Origin of the sequence: Subtercola lobariae (assembly GCF_014640255.1) — a bacterium.
Classification (GTDB): domain Bacteria; phylum Actinomycetota; class Actinomycetes; order Actinomycetales; family Microbacteriaceae; genus Subtercola; species Subtercola lobariae.
The window spans coordinates 184,205-204,037 of the sequence record NZ_BMGP01000006.1; the positions used below are offsets into that span (position 1 = coordinate 184,205).

The following is a 19,833-nucleotide window of genomic DNA, read 5'->3' on the forward strand; positions in this document are numbered from 1 at the left end:
CGTCGTACTCCTGCGCGACCCGCGAGGAATCAGTACACGTACTCGAGAATGTCGGTGCCCAGGGTGCGCATTCCGTCAAGCACAGCGAGCCGGCCGGTGAGCTCGGCGTCGTTGAACCGCATGGTCACCGCATAGGCCACGCTCGCCCGGGGCCCGCGCAGCACCCCCGCCTCCGAACGGATGCCCGGCCCAGACCCCGTCTTATTCACCAGCAGCAACCCGTGGTCGGAGTGCAGGTGTGTCAGCGGATCGAGCCCGAACGCACTCGATACCATCGACAGATCGGCGCCGAGCCCTAGCCAGGCGAGAACCTGCTGGCTGGTCGCCACATCGACCACAGCACCCTCGGCCAGGTTCCGAAAGAGCGTGGCGAGTTCGCGGGCCGACCCCACCGAGAAGTGCGGTGCGTCATCCGGCCCGCGGTGATCGCGAACCGTGTCGAGCAAGAAGGTCCGCGACAACCCGAGCGCCTCGCCGCGAGCGCGCACGGCGTCGATTCCCACTCGCCGCAGCAGCACGTTCGTGGCGAGATTGTCGCTTGTCGCTCCCACCAGCACCGCGAGATCGGCGACCGGCAGCGTTGGCACTTGCAGGTGCTGCCACAGCCCCATCTCAGCGGCGGAGTCGACCACCGTTCGTTCGAGCAGACCGTGGGCCGAGGCATCCCGTTGCGTCAGGCGCGCCGCCACCTCGATGAGAAGCAGCACCTTGCCGAGCCCCGCCGTCGGCACCGACAGGTGATCGTCGATGGAGAACAGCACCTTCTCGGTCGACACATCGATGGCCGACGCCGTGATCTGCACCCCCGAGAGCGCAAGATTCGTCAGCGAAACGAAGCCGCGCCGAAACGTGTCGGCGTCGTGCGCCTCGGCCGACCTGCGCCCGCTGGGCAGCTCAGGCCGGTCGCGACGCGAATTCTTGCGCATGGGGTTCTGACCTCTCACCAAATGGTGACACGTTCTTCTTCTGGTAGCCAGAGCTTGTCGCTCTCAGTCACGTCGAAAGCGCTGTAGAACTCCGTGATGTTGCGCACGATCTGGTTGCACCGAAACTCGTTGGGCGAGTGCGGGTCGATGGCCAGCAGCCGAATTGCCTCTTCATCGCGCGACTTCTGTTGCCAGGCCTGCGCCCACGACAAGAAGAACCGCTCGGCGCCGGTGAGCCCGTCGATCACAGGAGGTTCTGACCCGCCGAGCGAAATCAGGTAGGCCTTCCAGGCGATGCCGAGGCCGCCGAGGTCACCGATGTTCTCGCCGATGGTCAGCGCGCCGTTCACGTGCTGATCGGGTACTTGCTGAGGAGCGAGAGCGTCATACTGCTCGATCAGCGAGGCCGTGAGCTTTTCAAACGCTTCGCGGTCTTCGGATGTCCACCAGTCGGTCAATCGACCGTCGCCGTCGAATCGCGAACCCTGATCGTCGAACCCGTGGCCGATCTCATGGCCGATGACAGCACCGATTGCGCCGTAGTTCGCAGCGGCATCCCGACCCTCGTCGAAGAACGGGTATTGCAGTATCGCCGCCGGAAAGACGATCTCGTTGAACCCGGGGTTGTAGTACGCGTTGATGGTCTGCGGGGTCATGAACCATTCATCGCGGTCGAGCGGTTTACCCACCTTGCCGAGTTCGCGCTGAAACTCGAATTCGCTGGTGGCACGCACATTTGCGAAGAGGCTCTCGGCGTCGAGGGCGAGCGCCGAGTAGTCGCGCCAGGTCACCGGAAAACCGATTTTCGGTGTGAACTTGTCGAGTTTCTCGAGCGCTCTAGTGCGGGTTGCGGGGGTCATCCAGGCCAGATCGGTGATCGACTGACGGTATGCCTCGATGAGGTTGGCCACCAGAACATCCATCGCGGACTTGGCCGTCTGCGGAAAATATCGCTCGACATAAATACGACCCACGGCTTCGCCCATGGCACCCTCGACCAGCGAGACCCCGCGCTTCCACCGGTCGCGCATCGACGGGGTGCCGGTGAGCGTGCGGCCGTAGAAGTCGAAGTTCTCCTCCACGAAGGCGGCGGGCAGCAGGGCGGCTGCGCCGTGAATCACCTTCCAGGCGAGCCAGTCTTTCCACGCCTCGAGGCGGTCTTCGGTGATCAGCGAAGCGAGCCCTTCGAGAAAGCTCGGCTCCCGCACCACGATCTCGTCGAACACTCCGGCGGGGGCATCGAGGGCGTCGCGCCAGAGCGTGAGCGCGCCCGCGGGCGACGAGTCGGCCGTACCGCTTTCGTAGAGGGCGAGCAGGTCGGCCCAGGAGAAGAGGTTGTAGGTGGCTTGCGCGTCGCGCGTCTTGACGTTGTCCCAGTGGTGCGACGCGATGGCGGTTTCGAGGTCGAAAACGCGCTGCGCCCGGGTGGGGGCGCTACCTTCGCCCGCTTCAGCGCCGCTTCCGGAGCCGGTGAGCTCGAACATCCGCTGCACATGATTCAGGTAGGCGTCGCGAATGCTCTGAAACTTCTCTTCGCGGTAGTAACTCTCGTTCGGCAGCGAGATGCCGCCCTGGTTCAGAAAAACGAGGTAACGCTCGGGGTTTCCCGGGTCGTTGTCGACGAACGTACCGAAGAAGCCGCCGACTCCTTGCCGTTCGAGCTTGCCGACCGTGCGCACGAAGTCTTCGACGCTGGCGATGGCGTCGACAAGCGCGAGCTGACCGTCGATGGGCGTGGTGCCGAGCGACTCGATGCGCTCCTCATCCATGAAGCTGGTGTAGAGGTCGCCGAATTTGCGCTCTTCGGTGCCCTCTGCGGCACCCTGCGCCTCGATGATGATCCCTTGCACGGCCTGCTCGGCGGCCTCGGCGAGCAGGTAGAACGAGCCCCACCGCGCCTTGTCGTCGGGAATCTCGGTTTCGGCAAGCCATTTGCCGTTCACGTGCCTGAAGAGGTCGTCTTGCGCGCGAATCGTGGGGTCAAGGTCAGCAGTATCGATACCCGAAGAGGTCATACACCAAGCCTATGCGCATTACTTTGGCCGCCGATGTGAGCGCGCCCTCTGACCACCGCGCTACGGTGAATGGATGCCCGAACCGAGTCATCACCCCGGCGAACCCGCCGCGCGTGGCCCGGCTGAACGCAGAGCACTCGACCGCGACATACTGAGGCTCGCAGTACCCGCACTCGGCGCGCTCGTCGCCGAACCCCTCTTCTTGCTCGTCGACACCGCCCTCGTCGGGCATCTCGGCGAGGTACCGCTCGCGGCGCTCGGTATCGCGAGCGCCATTCTTCAGACGGCCATCGGGCTGCTCATCTTTCTCGCCTACGCCACCACGCCTGCCGTTGCGCGGCGACTCGGCGCCGGCGACCGCACCGGGGCCATTCGCGCAGGTATCGACGGCATGTGGCTCGCTCTGGGGCTCGGCGTCGTCGTGGTCGCCTTCGGAGCGGTGACCGCAGGTGCACTGGTCGGGCTCTTCACCACTGACCCCCGTGTCGCGGCCGACGCCACCACCTACCTGCACATTTCGCTCGGCGGAATACCGGCGATGCTGCTCGTCATTGCCGCGACGGGCCTGCTGCGCGGGCTCCACGACACCCGAACTCCGCTCGTCGTGGCGGTTTCGGGGTTCGCCGCGAACGCCGGGCTCAATGCGCTGTTCATCTACGGGCTCGGCTGGGGTATTGCCGGATCCGCTGCGGGAACAGTCGTGGCGCAGTGGGCGATGGCGAGTGTGTACATCGTCATCGCGGTGCGGGCCGCACGAGCAAGTAGCGCGAGCCTCAAGCCCGGGCTCGACGGGGTGGGTTCGGCCGCGTCATCCGGCAGCTGGCTGTTCGTTCGAACACTCAGTCTGCGTGCGGCAATGCTCGCCACGGTTGCCGTCGCCGCCACGTTCGGTACGGCCGAGCTCGGCGCCTTTCAGATCGCCGTCACACTCTTCTCGACCCTCGCTTTCATTCTGGATGCTCTCGCCATTGCCGCCCAAGCCATGATCGGCCACGGTCTGGGCGCCTCAGACACGGTCAGGGTGGGGCTCGTCACACGCCGCATCGTGCGTTGGGGCATCTCTTCTGGCATCGTGCTCGGGGTCGGCCTTGCGTTCGTGGCGCCACTGCTCGGCCCGGTGTTCTCGTCGAGCCCCGATGTGCAGCGCGCGCTGACCGTCACGGTGTGGGCCATGGCTGTGGGAATACCGCTCGCCGGGTACGTCTTCGTGCTCGATGGCGTACTCATCGGGGCGGGGGATGCCCGTTACCTGGCTCTGACCGGGGTCGTGAACATTGCCTGCTACGCGCCCTTGCTCGTTCTCGTGGTGCTGTTTCACCCGCCCGGAGACGCCGCCCTCGTCTGGCTCTGGGCGGCCTTCGGCTACGGCTACATCGGCGCCCGCGCCCTCACTCTGGGGCTGCGCGCCCGAGGTTCGCGGTGGATGCTCGGCGGCAGCACGACGAAACGCCCCCGACCATAGGCCGAGGGCGCCTCGTACTGTTCGAGCCTGCAGTTACTCGGCGACGTGGCGACGCCGGCGAACGACGAACACGATCACACCAGCCGCAACCAGCAGTGCAGCGCCGCCGATGGGCACGGCCACATTCAGGCCAGTGCTGGCGAGATGGGAGCCGCCCGCGGCCACCGGAGTGGAGCTGCCCGACGACGACGGAGTCGCAGTGGGCGTCGAGGTCGGAGTGGTGGGAACCGTGACCGTCACGGGAACCACCGAGCCGACCGTGCCGTTCTCATTCAGCAGAACCGCACGCTGCTGCGGGTTTGTGAAGTCGAACAGCGGGTTCAGCGAGCCCGCCCTGGTGTCGAACGAACCGTCACCGAGACTTCCGGTCGACCAGTTCTGTTCAATGAACTGGGTGATCGAGGTCTGCTCAATGGCAGAGTGATCGATGTTGTTCTGCTTGGTCCAGGGCGAGATCACCAGCAACGGCAGGCGCGGGCCCGGGCCGCAGCGGTCGAGGTAGCCGCCTGCTGCGGCAGGTGCGCTCTGGCACATCGGCTGATCGCCGTACACGACCGGCGGCGTGCCCTTGGAGTACACGTTGGTGTCGGTCGATCCGTTCAGAATCGTCGGCGAAGCGTGGTCATACCAGCCGTCGGAGTCGTCGTAGTTGATGACGATCGCGGTGCTCGGCCAGGCGCTCGACGACTCGATGGCGTTGATCTCTTTCACCAAGAAGTGCTGTTCGTCGACGGGGTCGGAATAGTTGGCGTGACCGTCTTGGTACTCCGGAGCCTTGAGAAACGAGACAGCCGGCAGGTTGTTGCTCGCCAGAGCGGTGTCGAAGCTGCTCAGGTCGTACTGGTGGTTGGCCTGGTCGGTCTTGCCGATCATGTCGTCAGACGACGGTGCGAGGTGGTGCGGGTTCGATGTCGACGCGTAGTACTGGAAGGGCGAGTGGTGCGGCGAGTAGTCGATCGAAGTGGCGCCATTCACGTTGGCGTGGGTGTCACCCAGGCAGCTGGCCGGAGTCGTGCCGGTAGCCGGCGTGCTCGGCGTGAAGCCGCCCTGAAACCATCCCCAGGTGACGTTCTTCGCGTTCAACAGGTCGCCGATGTTCTTGCCTTGCATCTGCACGGTGGCGTTGCCGCCGGTCGTCTTCGCCGTGGAGTTGTCGGAGCAGTCGTCGTAGTACGGGTCGGGGTCGTTGATCACCGTTCCCACGCCCGACGAGTCAGGCGACTGAATGTCGTAGGCGCTGCTCGTCGGAGCGCCGGTCAGCGAGTTGACCGCCTGGCCGCCGTGGGTCTGCCCGGCGATGAGGTTGAGCGCTCCTGGCGTGGAGGGCCCGAACGAGCTCTCCCACGCGTTGTCGCTCATGGTGTAGTTCTGCGCGTAGTTCCAGAGGCCGGCCACGGTGTTTCCGTCGTAGTAGTTCATCACCAGTCCGGGCGCGTCGTAGACGGGAGTTGTTCCCGGGTTGCAGCCCTGTGCGGTGTATTGCACGAACTGATCCATCTTGCCGCCGTCCATGGCGAGCTGCTCGGCGCCGTACTGGTGGTTCTGGTCGCAGGTCACGGCCTGAGCCGGCGTGAGCCTGGCGGGCTGGTACTGGTTCGGGTTGGCGGTCAACAGCGCCGGGTCGCTGACGTAGTTGTTCGACGTCGGGGTTGCCGATGCCGCGGTGAACGGCGTCTCGCCGGGCGCGTTCACGGCGTTCGGGTAGGTGCCGAAGTAGTGGTCGTACGAGATGTTCTCATCGAAGATCACCACCACGTGCTGAATCGGTGTGGCCGTCACGCCTGAGTTGTCGCCCGAACCGGTCGCCGCGAATGCGCTGGTCGCGCTGACGCTGATGACCGTGGCTCCGGCGATGGCCAAGAAGGCCGACGCCGCGTATGCCGCGCGGCGGCGTCTACCGCCGCGCGTGCGGCTCTGTGTGGTGCCTGTCATCGATCGACCTCTTTCGTACGCGATCCAGGCCGCGCTTCGGTTCTTCGAACGAAAGACGCGGCTCTGGGCAGATTGGCAGCGCACCTCAAGCTGTGGGGCGCAGACGACAAGCTACGGCAGTGCGAACTATCGCCGCGGCGGGCATCCGGTCACTCCCGCACCGGTTCACCTATCGTTCATCGAACGCTCATCGAGCGGACCCCGAAACGGGGGCCACAGCGCACGGAGTCAGGCCGAGAGGAGCCCCTGGCCGAGCCAGTCACGCGCACCCTGCACCCCGGGCAGCGCGAAGAAGTATCCGCCGCCGAACGGCGAGATGTAATCGACCAGCGGCTCGTTGGCCAGGCGTTTCTGAATGGCCACGAACTGGTTGTCGAGGTCGCGATTGAAGGCCACGAAAACCAGGCCCATGTCGAGGTTGCCGTTCGGGTCGACGCCGCCGTCATAGTTATATGCCCGTCGCAGAATACGAGTGTCGAGGTCGGCCTGCGACCTCGAATTCGCGAGTCGAATGTGGGCGTTCAAGGGAACGGATTCGCCGGTGGGATCGAGGTCGTAGTGCGGGTCGTCGAACTCGGCGACGGCGGTCAAAGGTGCACCGCTGTCGCGGCGTCGGCCGATCATGTTCTCTTGCTCGTGAATGTTCACCCGATCCCAGAACTCCACGAGCATCCTGATCACGCGCACCACCTGGTAGCTGCCGCCCGCCGCCCACGCGGGTTCGCCGTCTGATGCCCAGACGAGCTTCTGCATCAAGGCCGCATCGGTGATGTCGGGATTGCTCGTGCCGTCTTTGAACCCCATCAGGTTTCGCGGCGTGCCCGACGGCCGGGGCGCTGACACGAATCCGTCTCGACGCCACCTGATCTGCATCGAGCCCCTGGTAGCGCGGGCGATGTCTCGCACGGCGTGCAGAACGGTGTCGGTGCTCTGGGCGGTGATCTGCAGCAGCAGGTCGCCGTCGCAGACCTCCCGGCGCAGCGCGTCGTTCTCGAAGTCCTCCATCGTGCGCAGCTGCGACGGTTTGAGAGCGGCGAGACCGAAGCGCGCGTCGAACAGGCTCGCGCCGACGGCCACGGTCACGGCGAGGTTGTCAGGCGCTACTTCGGGGCCGAGAACGCCAGAGTCGGCGGGCGGCGCACTGATGCCCGTGGTCTGCGGTGCGCCGCCGGTCGTCAAAAATCGGGCTCGGGTGGTGATGGTCTGCAACAGTTCGGCCAGCTCGCCCCTGGTCGCGGCGGTGACATCGAACGAGACGAATGCGGCCGCCCGTTGCGGGGGCGGCAAGATACCCTGCTGATTAATTCCCTCGAACGGGATGCGAGCGGCCGGGTCGGCAGCGCTGGCCCCTCCCGCAGCGTTCTGAGCTTCGCTGGCGCGAGTAGCCGCCTCGGCTGCGATCGGAGCCGCGGCCATCGCAGCCAACGGCCCCGCGACTCCCGCGCCGACAAGGCCCGAGAGAAAGGAACGTCGAGGCAGCCCACCGGTCATCGTCAGACCCCCTGTCGAATGTCGCAGATGGCCGCGATCGGCGCGAGGAGTTCTACCGTCTCACTCAGCGTCGCGTTGACCTGTTCGCGTTGAGCTGCGGTGATGCTCGACAGGGGAGTCCACGATCCGTCGGGGCCCCGAAAGCTCTCGACGAGGGCGGTCGACCGGGCGAGCCAGTCGTCGAGCGTGGCCAGATCGAATCCGCGATCGGCGAGCAGGGGTCGAAGGGGCAAGACGGCCTGCTCGGTGCCCTCGATATTCGCGTCGATGGTGGCGAAGGTCGAGCCGGAGCCGGCGTCATCGCTTCCGTTCAGTTCTTCTTGCACACTGTTCTCCAGAATCTCGTGAGCTCGAAGACCCACGTCTTGCGGATCCAGCCGCGTGGTGGCGAAGGTGGTCTCGAGGGTCGACACGTCAGAGACCAGCTGGGCAGCGAAAGGCGCGGCGGCGCTCAGCTGTTGATCGCTCCAGAGAATGCTCTCGATGCGATGAAACCCGGTCAGGTCGGGGTCGGTTTCGGCGGTCATCCCGGCCCCCGGCGTTCCGTTGATGGCGGTGTCAGAGTTGCCGAACGCGCCATAGGCGGCACCAAGCGTTTCATATGTCACGTGAGCGGCGATCCATGAGCGGCGAGCGGCAGCCCGATCACCCGATTGGATGCTCGTCGCCAGGTCTGCGACCCCGCCGGCCAGCACGGGCAGCTGTGCCGTGATCCACGCCGAGTATTGCTGCGTCGGCTGGTACAGGTCGTTGCGCGTCACCGGCACCACGCCCGGGGTCAGGTCAGAGCGTGCGGCAGAATTCGCGATGCTGACCTGTGCTCCCGTGGTCACGGGGGCGTCGGCCCCGATGCAGACGAACTCATAGCTGCCGTCGCCGAGCACCGCAGAGAGCGTCGCCGAGGCTCGGGAGCCGAGACCCTCGAGCTCGCCATACACGGCACCCGTGTCGGCACTCTGCAAGTAGACGTCGATGTTGCCGATGGAGGTGTTGTTCACCACGAACGTCAGCGGCCCCCCTGTCGACGAACTCCACCCTGAACCGCAGTTGTCAAGACCGGCGATCACGTCGATCGATCCGTCGCCGGCGACGTCATTGCCCGCCGTGGTTACAGGAGGGGCGCTCGCTCCGAAATGCGTGATGGCCAGTGCGCCGGCCCCGGCCGCCAGAACGACCGCTGCGCAGATGACGGCTATTCGCAGCCGGGCGCGTCGAGTCGTGGTGGGCATCCGACGAAACCTACGCCAGCGAAGAAACGACGCCGCGACCATCCGGTGAACAGTTGCTGAAGTCGACCGCGTGAATTCTGCTGTCGATTCGGCCGGTGAGCGTCGAGCGGGCCGGGCTCCTCGCGCTCAGACGGAATACGAGGCACCCGGCTCGGCGATAACGATCTGGCCGGCGAAATGCGTTCGCGCCCGCCGCACGGCATCTGCCGGCTCGAGTTCCCCATCGATGTGGGTCAGAATGAGCGTCTCGACCCCTGCTGCTGCGGCGCTTTGACCAGCGTCTTCGGGCGTGTGGTGAACCGCTGGAACGCCGAGCGCCTCCCTCGCGTAGCCCACCTCACAGAGCAGCACCGACGACTCTTCTGCCATCTCGACGAGCGAGGTGCAGGGAGCGGTGTCGCCGGAATAGGTGAAGCGTGACCTGATGCTCCCGCCTTCGGCCTCGTTCTCGGCCACCGTGAGGGCGAATGCCGGCACTCCGTGCGAGACCGGGCCCCACGAGAGCGTCAGATCGCCCACCACGGCGTCACCCCACCCGGTGAGTTCGATGAAGTCGAACACCTCCGCAAGGCCCTGCCGGGCATCCGGACCCAGAAATTCGGCCAGCCGATCGGCCAACGCCTCGGGGCCCAGCACGCGAATGCGGCGGTTCGGCCGCACCGAACCCGCCTCGAGCGCGTAGTAGGCCACGAACAGGTCGGCGGAGTGGTCGGCGTGCCGATGCGAGACGAAAATGGCATCGATATCGGCAAGATCGACGTGCCGCTGCAGCTCGGCGAACGTGCCTGTGCCGGCGTCGATCCACACGTTCGTGCTCTGCCCCTTATTCTCACTGGCAAGCAGGTAGCCCGAACACGCATTGCCGGGCCGGGGAAACGGTGCTGAGGTACCGAGAACGGTGAGTTTCATACCTCTATAGTGACGGTTGGCAGGCCAGCGCCTCTACGCACCGAGCACGCTCAGCCCGCGGGCGGCCCCGATGTGCTGCCGACGTGCAGCACCGAGCTCAGCGACACATCGCCCGGTGTCTCGCCCGCGAGCAGCGCCGTTACCGCGCTGCCTGCGGCTCGACCTTTCTCGGTGGCCGGCTGCCGAACCGTGGTCAGGTCATGATCGGTGAACCCCTCGATGCGGGCGCCGTCGAATCCCACCACGGTCACGTCACGCGGCACCACGAGCGCCAACGCTTCGGCAGCTCTGATCACGCCGACCGCAAGCAGGTCGCTCTGAGCCAGAATCGCGGTCGGCCGCTCTTCTGCGGGTCGAGAGAGCAGCTCCATACCGGCAGCGAAACCCTCGTCGCTCGATGACCCGGCGGCCACGATGCCGCCGAGGTTCGCGAAAACCTGGCGTGCCCCCAATAGGCGGTCGAGAGAGACGGCGGTGGTCGCGGTCTTCACCAGTTCGTCGGTGAGCTGAGCACGCTCGCGCACCGACGTCAGCGGCAGCGTGACCGTGGCCAATCGCCGATGGCCGAGCGTGTGCACCAGCGCAGCAAGTTCGGCAGACGCGTGCCGATTGTCGATGTTGACCGCCAGAACTCCGTCGAAAGCCTGCCCCTCGATCGCGACCATCGGAACGTTTCGCTGACGCATGATCTCGATCGACCGGGCGAGATGCGGGCTGCAGCCCATGAAGATGGCCGCGTCGAACACGGCGCTCTGGATGGTCGACTCCCCGTCGCCCGTCGCAGTGAGCAACAGCAAACCGCTGCCCTCACCCAGCTCTTGCGAGATGCCGTCGAGCGCGGCGAGTGTCATAGGGTCGCGAAATGAGTTGAGCACCCGATCTTCGATGATCACCCCGACGATGCCCGATCGACCCTGCCGCAGCGACCTCGCTCGCGGGTCTGGCCCTGAGTAGTTGAGTTCACGGGCGGCCGTCAGTACCCGCTCGCGGGTGGCCGACGAGATCGAACCGCCACTGAAGGCGAGGGAGGCGGTGGAGCCCGAGACTCCGGCCAGCTTCGCCACGTCGGCCAACGTCGCGCGCGAAGCGAGGCCAGCATGAGGTTGATTGTGTACGCCCACATCGATAGCGTAGTCGAAGCCATTCGAATCGATTCGATTTTCGGCTTAGAACCCGCTATCTCTCAGGATCATCATGTCTCAGCCTGTCGCCGCACCGCCCACGGCCGCGCGCCTCACCGCCTGGCGCAACGCCGTTTTCGCCATCTTCGCGCTCAGCGGGCTCACAATCGCCAGCTGGGTTGCGCGGTTGCCGGCCGTTCGCGACGAACTGCATCTCGACACGGAGGCGGTCGGGCTCATCATCCTGGGCCTCTCGGCAGGTTCTATTCTCGGGCTCGTCGTTGCGCCGCACCTTCTAGCGAAGCTGGGCCCACGTCGAGGAATCGTCTTCTCGCTCACGCTGAACGCGATCGGGCTCGCCGGGGTAGGCATCTCGGCCGCCGTGCTGCCAGAACCCGCCCTCACCACCGTTTTTCTGGCCGTACTCGGCTTCGGCAACGGCTCACTCGACGTGCAGATGAACGTCGAAGGCGCCGCGAGCGAACGGGCGATCGGGCGCACCCTCATGCCGTTGATGCACGCGTTCTTCAGTTTCGGCACCGTGATCGGGGCGGGTCTTGGCGCCGCCGCCTCTGCGCTCAGCGTTCCGGTGAGCGTGCATTTGAGCGTGATGGCGGTATTCATCGTCATCGCCGGCATCGTGGCGGTCAGATTTATTCCGCAGACCGTCGACGTCGAAGACCCGTCGACCAGCGCGAAGACCCCGTTTCGCCTGCGCGTGAAAGAATCGCTTGCCGTCTGGGCCGACTCCCGGCTGTTGCTCATCGGGCTGATCATTCTGGGTATGGCCTTCGCCGAAGGGTCGGCCAATGACTGGATCGCCCTCGCCACCGTCGATGGCCACCATCAAGACAACACCACCGGCGCCCTCATGTTCGGCGTATTCGTCGTGGCGATGACGGTGGGCCGTGTCATCGGTGGGCCCATTCTCGACAGGTTCGGGCGCGTGCCGATTCTTCGGCTGTCGGCCCTGATCGGGGCGATCGGTCTGCTCACGTTCATCCTGGCGCCCGCCCTCTGGTCGGCCATGCTCGGCGCCGTTCTGTGGGGCATCGGGTCGTCGCTCGGCTTTCCGGTGGGCATCTCGGCCGCCTCAGACGACCCGAAGACGGCCGCCGCACGAGTCAGCGCTGTCGCCATCATCGGCTACGTGGCGTTTCTCGCCGGGCCCCCGTTGCTCGGCTTTCTCGGCCAGCACTTCGGCATTCTGAACGCCCTGTTCGTGGTTCTGGTGCTGCTGGTTCTCGCCGCAATCGTGGCCCCGGCTGCCAGAGAGCGCACCGGTCGATTCGCGCGGTAGTGTGCGGCCCGGCTCGGGCCGCGTAGGCTCTACGGGTGCGACTTGTCATAGCGAAATGTGCCGTTGATTACGCCGGCAGGCTCAGCGCCCACCTCCCCCTCGCCACCCGCCTGCTGATGCTGAAGAACGACGGCAGCATTCTGGTGCACTCCGACGGCGGCTCGTACAAACCGCTCAATTGGATGAGCCCGCCCTGCACCTTGCAAATCATCGAACCAGACGACGAGCAGCGGAATGCTGGCATCACCCAACTCTGGAAGGTCACGCACGCGAAAACGGCTGATCTTCTCGTGGTCTCCATTCACGAGGTATTCACCGACTCGTCGCACGATCTCGGCGTCGACCCCGGTCTGGTCAAAGACGGGGTAGAGGCACACCTGCAGAAACTCCTCGCCGAGCAGATCGACTTGCTCGGCGAAGGCCACACCCTCGTGCGCCGCGAATACATGACCGCCATCGGCCCCGTCGACATTCTCGCCCGCGATGCGAACGGCGCGGCGGTCGCGGTCGAACTCAAGCGCCGCGGCGACATCGACGGCGTCGAACAGCTCACCCGGTACCTCGAGCTGATGAACCGCGACCCGCACGTCGCCCCCGTGACCGGCATTTTCGCCGCCCAAGAGATCAAGCCGCAGGCCCGCACCCTCGCCCACGACCGCGGAATACGCACCCTCCTCCTCGACTACGACGCCATGCGCGGCCTAGACGATAGCGACTCCAGGCTGTTCTGAATTTTTTGGTGCGCCGCCGCCTCTGGGTCAACGCCGGCCCGAGGCTCCGATCGGCAGCGCCGCAAGCCGCACTGATGAACCCGCCGCAGCGGGCTCGAGCACCAGGTACGCCGGCAGATTGTTGATGCCATTCGCCGTCACCACCGCCGGAATCCACACCGGCACCCCCGAAACCAGAAGCGGCAGCAGCACGGCAACCACCACGCCAGCTACCACGAGCAGCGCTCGATCACGAACGACTGTGGCAGCCGGCACCGTGTACGTTCCCCGCTGCCGACAGCGAGCGCGACTGACGAGGCAGGCGGCAGGATGCCCGTGACGACCACCACGGCAGCAACAACCACCAGCAGACCGACGAACACCCGGCCCGGCGTCACCCGCTTCCGCTGGGGCTCGGCAGGCTCAGCATCCCTCGTTGCCGACCCATCGTCACCGTCCCGACCCGCTCGCATAACTGAGCACACTACATGCGCTACACGCGCCCGCGGACCGCGCTCGTTGCACGCGCACTCTAGAATTACGGCAAATGACTAGCGCACCCGAAACCCACGTTTCGCCCGAGAACGACGGGGCAACGCCAACGCCTGCCGAGGAGGCCCTCGCCACCCCGCACAAGCCGTGGTCGTGCATCCTCTTCGACCTCGACGGAACCATCACCGACTCGGCCCCCGGCATCATCGGCCGGCTCTCACGCACTCTCGTCACCATGGGCTACCCCGTGCCGGCCCCTGCCGAGCTCGTGCAATTCGTCGGGCCGCCGATTCTTCAAGGCTTCGAACTCGTCGCCGGAATGAACGAAGAAGAGGCGCAGAAGGCGCTGCTCGTCTACCGCGGGCTTGCCGCGAGCGAAGGGCCCCAAGACGACGCCGTCACGTTTCCGGGCATGGTGGGGCTCGTCAAGTTTCTGCACAAGGCCGGCATTCCGCTCGCCATCACCACATCGAAGTCCGAGGTGCAGGCACATCGCATTCTCGAACACTTGAGCATCGAGCACGCCTTCGTCGTGATCACCGGCGCCAGCGAAGACGAAACCCGAAGCGCCAAAGCCGACGTCATCGACGAGGCGCTCGGCCGCCTGCGTGAAAAGAACGTCGACCTCTCGAACCTCGTGCTGGTGGGCGACCGCGTGCACGACATGGAGGGGGCCGCCGAGCACGGCATCCCGCCCATCATGGTCGAGTGGGGCTACGGATCACCCGCCGAGGCCGTGGGCGCCATCGCCGTGGTGCATTCGGTCGACCAGCTGCGCGCACTGCTCATCTAGATTCCCGCGTGGCCTTCACCATGGCCGTGGCCGCTCAGTGCGGCGAGGCAGACCGTTGCTACGAGCTGGCGCGCAACTTTCGCTCACGAATGAGTTCGGCCGCCGTGATCTGATGCGTTCGGCCCGGAATCATTGCCGCCGTCAAACCACCGACCCACGCCCCAGGGTCAGCATTGAGCGCCCCCGCCAACGCCACGATGGTCGAGAGGCTCGGGTTGGTCTGCCCACGCTCGATCTTGCCCACGTTCGTCACGTGCATCTCCGACATCTCGGCCACATCTTCTTGGCTCAGCCCGAGCTTCTGCCGCGTTTCGCGAATGCGTTCGCCGAGAATGCGCGACGCCTCGGAATGCGGTTCAGACATGCCTCATGACTACGGGCCGCAACATCCATTCGCCAGAGAATGCACGCCTGTTGCTTTCGCGCCTCGTGACTCACTGGCGTTCAGGCAAGTGGATGCTCGCCGGTAAGCTCAGCGTCATGACCGAACCTGACCCCATCTTCACGCCGCGCCGCCCCGCTTACGCGACCCTGCTCTCGTACGGATTCCTCATTCTGGCGCTGGGCCTCTTGGTACTCACCCTCGGCTTCGTCTTCGCCGCCGGAACCCTCTTCGTGGTCGTGCTGGGAGCGGCCATCGCGGCCTTCGGCGGCATGTTCGCGGCCTTCGGCGCCTTTCTCTACTACTTCGTTCTGCGCGAGTGACTCGCTAGGCAAAAGAAAAAGCCCCCAGCGTCTGCTCTCGCAGAAACACTGGGGGCTGCTGGTGCGCGAAGGGGGACTTGAACCCCCACGTCCTTACGAACACACGGACCTGAACCGTGCGCGTCTACCAATTCCGCCACTCGCGCCAACTCAGCGAGATTAGCACCGAATTCATGAATACCGAAAACGTGGATGCCCGTGCGGCACGCACCTCTTCTTCACAACTCACCCGCAGTGAACTCTGTGCACATGCCCGCGGCACGCTTAGTCACCCCCAAGAGCGGGGTGCTAGAGTCGCGCCGCAGTCAATTTACACCTGCGGCCAGTAACATCTGTCTTAGCATTCATGCCGGCACCTTGTGCGAGACGATGAGTCTGGCGCACCAAATATGGGAGACGTGTGGGAATACTGGACAACTTCGAGAAAGGTCTCGAACGCGCCGTCAACGGCGCTTTCGCTAAGACCTTTCGGTCGGGGCTGCAACCGGTTGAGATCAGCTCGGCTCTGAAGCGTGAACTCGACACCAAGGCCGCGATAGTCTCTCGCGACCGTATTCTCGTGCCCAATAGTTTTGTCGTGAAGCTCTCGGCCGCCGACTACCAGCGCATGACGGCTCTCGGCGCGACGCTTATCGACGACCTCACCGGCATCGTTCAGAAGCACGCCGCAGACCAGCGTTTTCAGTTCGCCGGCGGGTTGAGTGTGACCCTGGCCGAAGATGGGCGACTCAGCACCGGTGTGCTCGAGATCGAGAGTTCGACCATCCAACGTGACGTCACGTGGAGCCCGGTGCTCGATGTTGCGGGCAAACGGTACCCCCTCACCACCGGCCGCACGATCATCGGTCGCGGCCGCGAGGCCGACATCACCGTCGAAGACAGCGGAATCTCACGCAAGCATCTCGAATTTCTGTGGGATGGCAAGCACGCCGAAGCCAAAGATCTCGATTCGACGAATGGTTCGCAGCTGAACGGGCAGCCGCTCACCCGGAGCATCGTCGAGCCCGACTCGGTCATTCAGATCGGGCGAACGCGCGTGGTGTTTCGCGTGCTCGCTCAGTCGGCCGCACCCGAACAAGCCCCGAGTGTGGCAGAGCCGCAGACCGCACTGCAGCCCCACCAGCCCGAGCCGCGCCAGCCCGCACCGCAACAGCCACCAGCCCCAGATAAGCCCAAGCCACCGCAACCCGGCGGATTCGAGTGGAATCTATGAGCGAGCTCACCCTTCTCATCCTCCGCTTCGGCTTTCTCGCCCTGCTCTGGGTTTTCGTCTTCGTCATCGTCTACGCGATGCGCTCAGATCTCTTCGGTCAGCGCGTACGAAAGCTGCGAGACCCAGCAAACGCCGCCGCTCCGACGCCCGTGAGCGCGGCCGCTCCCGCAGCGTCGGCGAGCGCTGGAGCACCCGCAACCGCAGCCGCAGCGGGAGCCAGCGCTGGAGCCCCTGGCGGCGCAGCACGTGCGGGCGCCGCAGCAGCCGGCCAGCCCCAGAGTGCCAGCGCCCCAGGCAGTTTCACCGGCCTCATCGTCGGCGCAGCCGCCACCGCGAAGCCGCTGAGCGAAACGCACCCGCCAACACCGCCGCCGCAGTCGAAAGTTCCGGTGTTCACGCCACTCGAGGGTTCGAGTGCCGGCGTGCATCCACGAGCCACCACCAGCAACGCCCACAAGCTCGTCATCACCTCTGGCGTGAAGGGCGGCACCGAGATCGCGCTCGGCATCGAGCCGCTCACCATCGGCCGTTCCACCGACTCGAGCGTGGTCATTCGCGACGACTACACCTCTACCCACCATGCCCGGCTGCTGAACTGGAACAACGAATGGGTCATTCAAGACCTCGATTCGACCAACGGCACGTTTCTCGACGGTAAGCGCGTCACCCAACCTACCCCCGTTCCGCTGAACACGCCCATCAAAATTGGTGCAACCAGTTTTGAATTGCGGCGCTGACCGGCGAAACGTAGGCAGAGAAAACAATGGCGTTAGTCACTGAAAGCGCAGCCGTGTCGCATGTCGGCAAGGTGCGCTCGAACAACCAAGACTCCGGTTACGCCGGCCAGTCGTTGTTCGCTGTGGCCGACGGCATGGGTGGCCACGCCGGCGGCGATGTCGCGAGCGCCCTCGCCCTGAACAAACTGCTCGAAATCGACGGCGAATACAGTTCGGCCGTCGACGCCGAGTTCGCGCTGCAAGAAGCGATTGTCAGCGCGAACGCCATTCTGGCCGAGGCTGTTTACGAGCATCCTGAACTCACCGGCATGGGCACGACGCTCAGCGCTCTCGTGCGAGTCGGTCACAGCGTAGCGCTCGCGCACATCGGCGACTCACGCATCTACCGCTACCGTGACGGCAAGCTCACCCAGATCACCACCGACCATACCTTTGTTCAGCGCCTGGTCGACAACGGCCGCATCACCGCAGAAGAAGCGAAGGTGCACCCGCGCCGCTCTGTGCTGATGCGCGTGCTGGGCGACGTCGATTCGACGCCCGACGTCGACCTTCAGGTCATGGATACCCGGCCGAACGACCGCTGGCTGCTCTGTTCAGACGGCCTCACCGGCGTGGTCGAGAACGAAGACATCGCCAAGACTCTGGCCGACAACGCCTCGCCGCAGACCGTCGCCGACGTGCTCGTCAAAGAGGCCCTCGACCACGGCGCGCCCGACAACGTGACCGTGGTCATCGTCGACATCAGCGAATCGTTCACGGGCAGCACCTACATTGCTCAAACGGTCGGTGCAGCATCACGGCCCATTGCCTTTGACGGGGTGCAAGGCCGCAAGGCCAGCCGTATGCCCGCCCTGCACCTGCGCCCGCGCAGCACCGGCCTGGCGCAGCCCAGCCACTTCGAGGCACAATCTGACGACTATCTCGACGAACTCATCGACGAAGACCGCCGCCGAAGCCGCCGCCGCAAGCTCACGTGGCTCATCGGCAGCATCGTCGTGCTCATCATTATCGCCATCACGCTGCTGGTCAGTTACAACTGGACGCAGTCGAGGTACTTCATTGGCGCTTCGAACGGCAATGTGGCTGTTTATCAGGGCGTTCAGCAATCGCTCGGGCCCATCACGCTCTCTCACGTGTACGAAGACACCGGCATAGCCGTCAACACCCTGCCGGCCTACACGCAGACTCAGGTGCAGGCGACCATCAGCGCAGACTCCATCACGGCGGCACAGGCCGTGGTCAAGCGTCTCGAGAACGCGGTCATCACGGGCGTTCCGCCCACCGGTGACCTGACGACCCCGTCGCCGACGGTGACGCCCGAGCCGACTCCGTCTGTCGCACCTGCTCCCGCACCGGCCGCCGCGGGGCCACCCCAACGCCGAGGCGGCGCCACATGACTGACCCAGCCAGCCCCGTCACAGAAGCGTCGCCGCTCGTGCAGGCCGACCCGCGCCCCACGAGGCGCATCCGCGTGCCCGAAAAGCTGCGCAACCTCGAGATTTTCTTACTCGTCTTCGCCTGCGTCATCAACGCCAGCGCTGTCATTCTCGTGCAGTTAGGCGCGCTCGGGCATGTCGACTTCGGCCAGCTCGTTCTGCTCGGCGCCGGCCTCTCGGTTCTCGTCATCGGCATGCACATCGCCCTGCGGTTCGTGGCGCCGAACGCCGACCCGTTTCTCTTGCCCATCGCCGCCTTACTCAATGGCATCGGCATCGCCGAGATCTATCGCATCGACATCGAACAGGGCGTCTCGGGGTGGGACAGCACGGGCGAACGCCAGGTGGTGTGGAGCGCGGTCGCCATCATCATCGCCCTCGTCGTGATCATCGCCTTACGAAACCACCGCGTTCTTCAGCGCTACACCTACGTGTTCATGGTGATTTCGGGCGTACTTCTGCTGCTGCCGATCTTGCCCGGCATCGGCCGCGAAATTTACGGGGCGCGCGTCTGGATCGGCATCGGCCCGTTCTCGTTTCAGCCCGGTGAGGTGGCGAAGATCGCACTCGCCATCTTCTTCGCCGGCTACCTCGTCTCACGCCGAGACAGCCTGTCGATGGTCGGGCGCAAATTTCTCGGCATGCGTTTTCCGCGTGCTCGCGATCTCGGCCCGATTCTGGTCATCTGGGCCGCATCGATGGCCGTCATCATCTTTCAGCACGACCTCGGCACCGCCCTGTTGTACTTCGGCCTCTTCGTCGTCATGCTCTACGTGGCCACCGCGCGCCTCAGCTGGGTCATCATCGGCTTCGTGCTGTTTCTCGGCGGCGCCCTCATCGCCAGCCAAGTACTGACCTACGTGAACGACCGGTTCGCGAACTGGCTGAACCCGTTCGATCCGGTGAACTACGACGCCATCGGCGGCAGCTACCAGCTCGTGCAGGGCCTCTTCGGCCTCGCCAACGGCGGCCTCATCGGCACCGGGCTCGGCCAGGGCAGCCCGGCGATCACACCGCTGGCACAGAGCGACTACATCGTGGCGAGCATCGGCGAAGAACTGGGCATGGCCGGCCTCTTCGCCATTCTCTGCCTCTACCTGTTGTTCATCGCCCGCGGCCTGCGCATCAGCTTTTCGGGCACCGACGACTTCGGCCGACTGCTCGGCGTGGGCCTGACCTTCGTGGTCGCGCTTCAGTGCTTCATTGTCATCGGCGGGGTCACTCGCGTCATTCCGCTCACCGGCCTCACCACGCCGTTCTTAGCGGCCGGTGGCTCGTCGCTGGTGGCCAACTGGATCATCGTCGCCCTCCTTCTGCGCCTGTCAGACACAGTTCGCAGTCAGCCAAGGCTGGTGGTGTAGC

Annotated in this window: 18 protein-coding genes and 1 tRNA gene; 9 read left to right on the plus strand and 10 right to left on the minus strand. The window is 65.2% G+C overall.

Annotated elements, in window-relative coordinates; translation table 11 throughout:
- Window positions 1-29: 29 nt before the first annotated feature.
- Entirely contained in the window at window positions 30-926 is an 897-nt protein-coding gene (locus IEX24_RS15995; RefSeq protein WP_188680022.1) for a serine hydrolase, read from the minus strand.
- A 14-nt stretch (window positions 927-940) separates the two neighbouring features.
- Window positions 941-2,941 carry a M13 family metallopeptidase gene (locus tag IEX24_RS16000; protein WP_188680024.1) on the minus strand — a complete coding sequence of 667 codons (2,001 nt, stop codon included), beginning with the start codon at window positions 2,939-2,941 and terminating at the stop codon, window positions 941-943.
- A gap of 73 nt (window positions 2,942-3,014) precedes the next feature.
- Between IEX24_RS16000 and IEX24_RS16005 the strand changes: the two genes are divergently transcribed.
- A complete protein-coding gene (locus IEX24_RS16005) occupies window positions 3,015-4,403 on the plus strand; it encodes an MATE family efflux transporter (protein ID WP_188680026.1) in 1,389 nt (462 codons plus the stop codon).
- 33 nt (window positions 4,404-4,436) lie between these two features.
- Here the strand turns inward: IEX24_RS16005 and IEX24_RS16010 are convergent, their stop codons facing one another.
- From IEX24_RS16010 to IEX24_RS16030, 5 genes are all read right to left on the minus strand, one after another.
- On the minus strand, window positions 4,437-6,335 hold the full coding sequence (locus IEX24_RS16010; protein WP_188680028.1) for a phospholipase C: 1,899 nt from the start codon (window positions 6,333-6,335) through the stop codon (window positions 4,437-4,439).
- A gap of 228 nt (window positions 6,336-6,563) precedes the next feature.
- Window positions 6,564-7,826, minus strand: a complete 1,263-nt coding sequence (gene efeB / locus IEX24_RS16015) for an iron uptake transporter deferrochelatase/peroxidase subunit (protein WP_188680030.1) — start codon at window positions 7,824-7,826, stop codon at window positions 6,564-6,566.
- Window positions 7,827-7,828: 2 nt separating this feature from the next.
- The gene (locus IEX24_RS16020) at window positions 7,829-9,055 is read right to left on the minus strand and encodes an imelysin family protein (RefSeq protein WP_188680032.1); all 1,227 of its coding nucleotides are present in this window, start codon (window positions 9,053-9,055) and stop codon (window positions 7,829-7,831) included.
- Between the two features lie 126 nt (window positions 9,056-9,181).
- Window positions 9,182-9,964, minus strand: a complete 783-nt coding sequence (locus IEX24_RS16025; RefSeq protein ID WP_188680034.1) for an MBL fold metallo-hydrolase — start codon at window positions 9,962-9,964, stop codon at window positions 9,182-9,184.
- A gap of 50 nt (window positions 9,965-10,014) precedes the next feature.
- The gene (locus IEX24_RS16030; RefSeq protein WP_188680036.1) at window positions 10,015-11,085 is read right to left on the minus strand and encodes a LacI family DNA-binding transcriptional regulator; all 1,071 of its coding nucleotides are present in this window, start codon (window positions 11,083-11,085) and stop codon (window positions 10,015-10,017) included.
- A gap of 73 nt (window positions 11,086-11,158) precedes the next feature.
- On the opposite strand from IEX24_RS16030, the gene IEX24_RS16035 reads away from it, so the two are divergent.
- Complete coding sequence (locus tag IEX24_RS16035) at window positions 11,159-12,385, plus strand: MFS transporter (RefSeq protein WP_188680038.1); 1,227 nt, start codon at window positions 11,159-11,161, stop codon at window positions 12,383-12,385.
- Between the two features lie 35 nt (window positions 12,386-12,420).
- Window positions 12,421-13,116 (plus strand): endonuclease NucS, encoded by a 696-nt coding sequence (nucS, locus tag IEX24_RS16040; RefSeq protein ID WP_188680040.1) that lies wholly within the window; start codon window positions 12,421-12,423, stop codon window positions 13,114-13,116.
- Window positions 13,117-13,143: 27 nt separating this feature from the next.
- Here the strand turns inward: nucS and IEX24_RS16045 are convergent, their stop codons facing one another.
- Complete coding sequence (locus tag IEX24_RS16045; protein ID WP_188680042.1) at window positions 13,144-13,371, minus strand: hypothetical protein; 228 nt, start codon at window positions 13,369-13,371, stop codon at window positions 13,144-13,146.
- 271 nt (window positions 13,372-13,642) lie between these two features.
- Here IEX24_RS16045 and IEX24_RS16050 point away from each other — a divergent pair, with 271 nt between their 5' ends.
- A complete protein-coding gene (locus tag IEX24_RS16050; RefSeq protein WP_188680044.1) occupies window positions 13,643-14,380 on the plus strand; it encodes an HAD hydrolase-like protein in 738 nt (245 codons plus the stop codon).
- Window positions 14,381-14,438: 58 nt separating this feature from the next.
- On the opposite strand, the gene IEX24_RS16055 is transcribed toward IEX24_RS16050, so the two are convergent.
- The gene (locus tag IEX24_RS16055; RefSeq protein WP_188680046.1) at window positions 14,439-14,744 is read right to left on the minus strand and encodes a helix-turn-helix domain-containing protein; all 306 of its coding nucleotides are present in this window, start codon (window positions 14,742-14,744) and stop codon (window positions 14,439-14,441) included.
- Window positions 14,745-14,749: 5 nt separating this feature from the next.
- Here IEX24_RS16055 and IEX24_RS16060 point away from each other — a divergent pair, with 5 nt between their 5' ends.
- Entirely contained in the window at window positions 14,750-15,085 is a 336-nt protein-coding gene (locus tag IEX24_RS16060; RefSeq protein WP_188680048.1) for a hypothetical protein, read from the plus strand.
- Window positions 15,086-15,144: 59 nt separating this feature from the next.
- Here the strand turns inward: IEX24_RS16060 and IEX24_RS16065 are convergent.
- Window positions 15,145-15,231 (minus strand) — tRNA-Leu (locus IEX24_RS16065).
- A 254-nt stretch (window positions 15,232-15,485) separates the two neighbouring features.
- On the opposite strand from IEX24_RS16065, the gene IEX24_RS16070 reads away from it, so the two are divergent.
- From IEX24_RS16070 to IEX24_RS16085, 4 genes are read left to right on the plus strand one after another with little or no spacing between them, the layout of a single operon-like run.
- Window positions 15,486-16,298, plus strand: coding sequence for an FHA domain-containing protein (locus IEX24_RS16070; protein WP_188680050.1), 813 nt, complete (start codon window positions 15,486-15,488; stop codon window positions 16,296-16,298).
- On the plus strand, window positions 16,295-17,035 hold the full coding sequence (locus IEX24_RS16075) for an FHA domain-containing protein FhaB/FipA (RefSeq protein WP_372435766.1): 741 nt from the start codon (window positions 16,295-16,297) through the stop codon (window positions 17,033-17,035). Before IEX24_RS16070 ends, IEX24_RS16075 begins: the two co-directional genes overlap by 4 nt.
- Window positions 17,036-17,061: 26 nt before the next feature.
- Complete coding sequence (locus tag IEX24_RS16080) at window positions 17,062-18,432, plus strand: Stp1/IreP family PP2C-type Ser/Thr phosphatase (protein ID WP_188680052.1); 1,371 nt, start codon at window positions 17,062-17,064, stop codon at window positions 18,430-18,432.
- On the plus strand, window positions 18,429-19,832 hold the full coding sequence (locus IEX24_RS16085) for an FtsW/RodA/SpoVE family cell cycle protein (protein WP_188680054.1): 1,404 nt from the start codon (window positions 18,429-18,431) through the stop codon (window positions 19,830-19,832). Before IEX24_RS16080 ends, IEX24_RS16085 begins: the two co-directional genes overlap by 4 nt.
- Window position 19,833 lies beyond the last annotated feature (1 nt).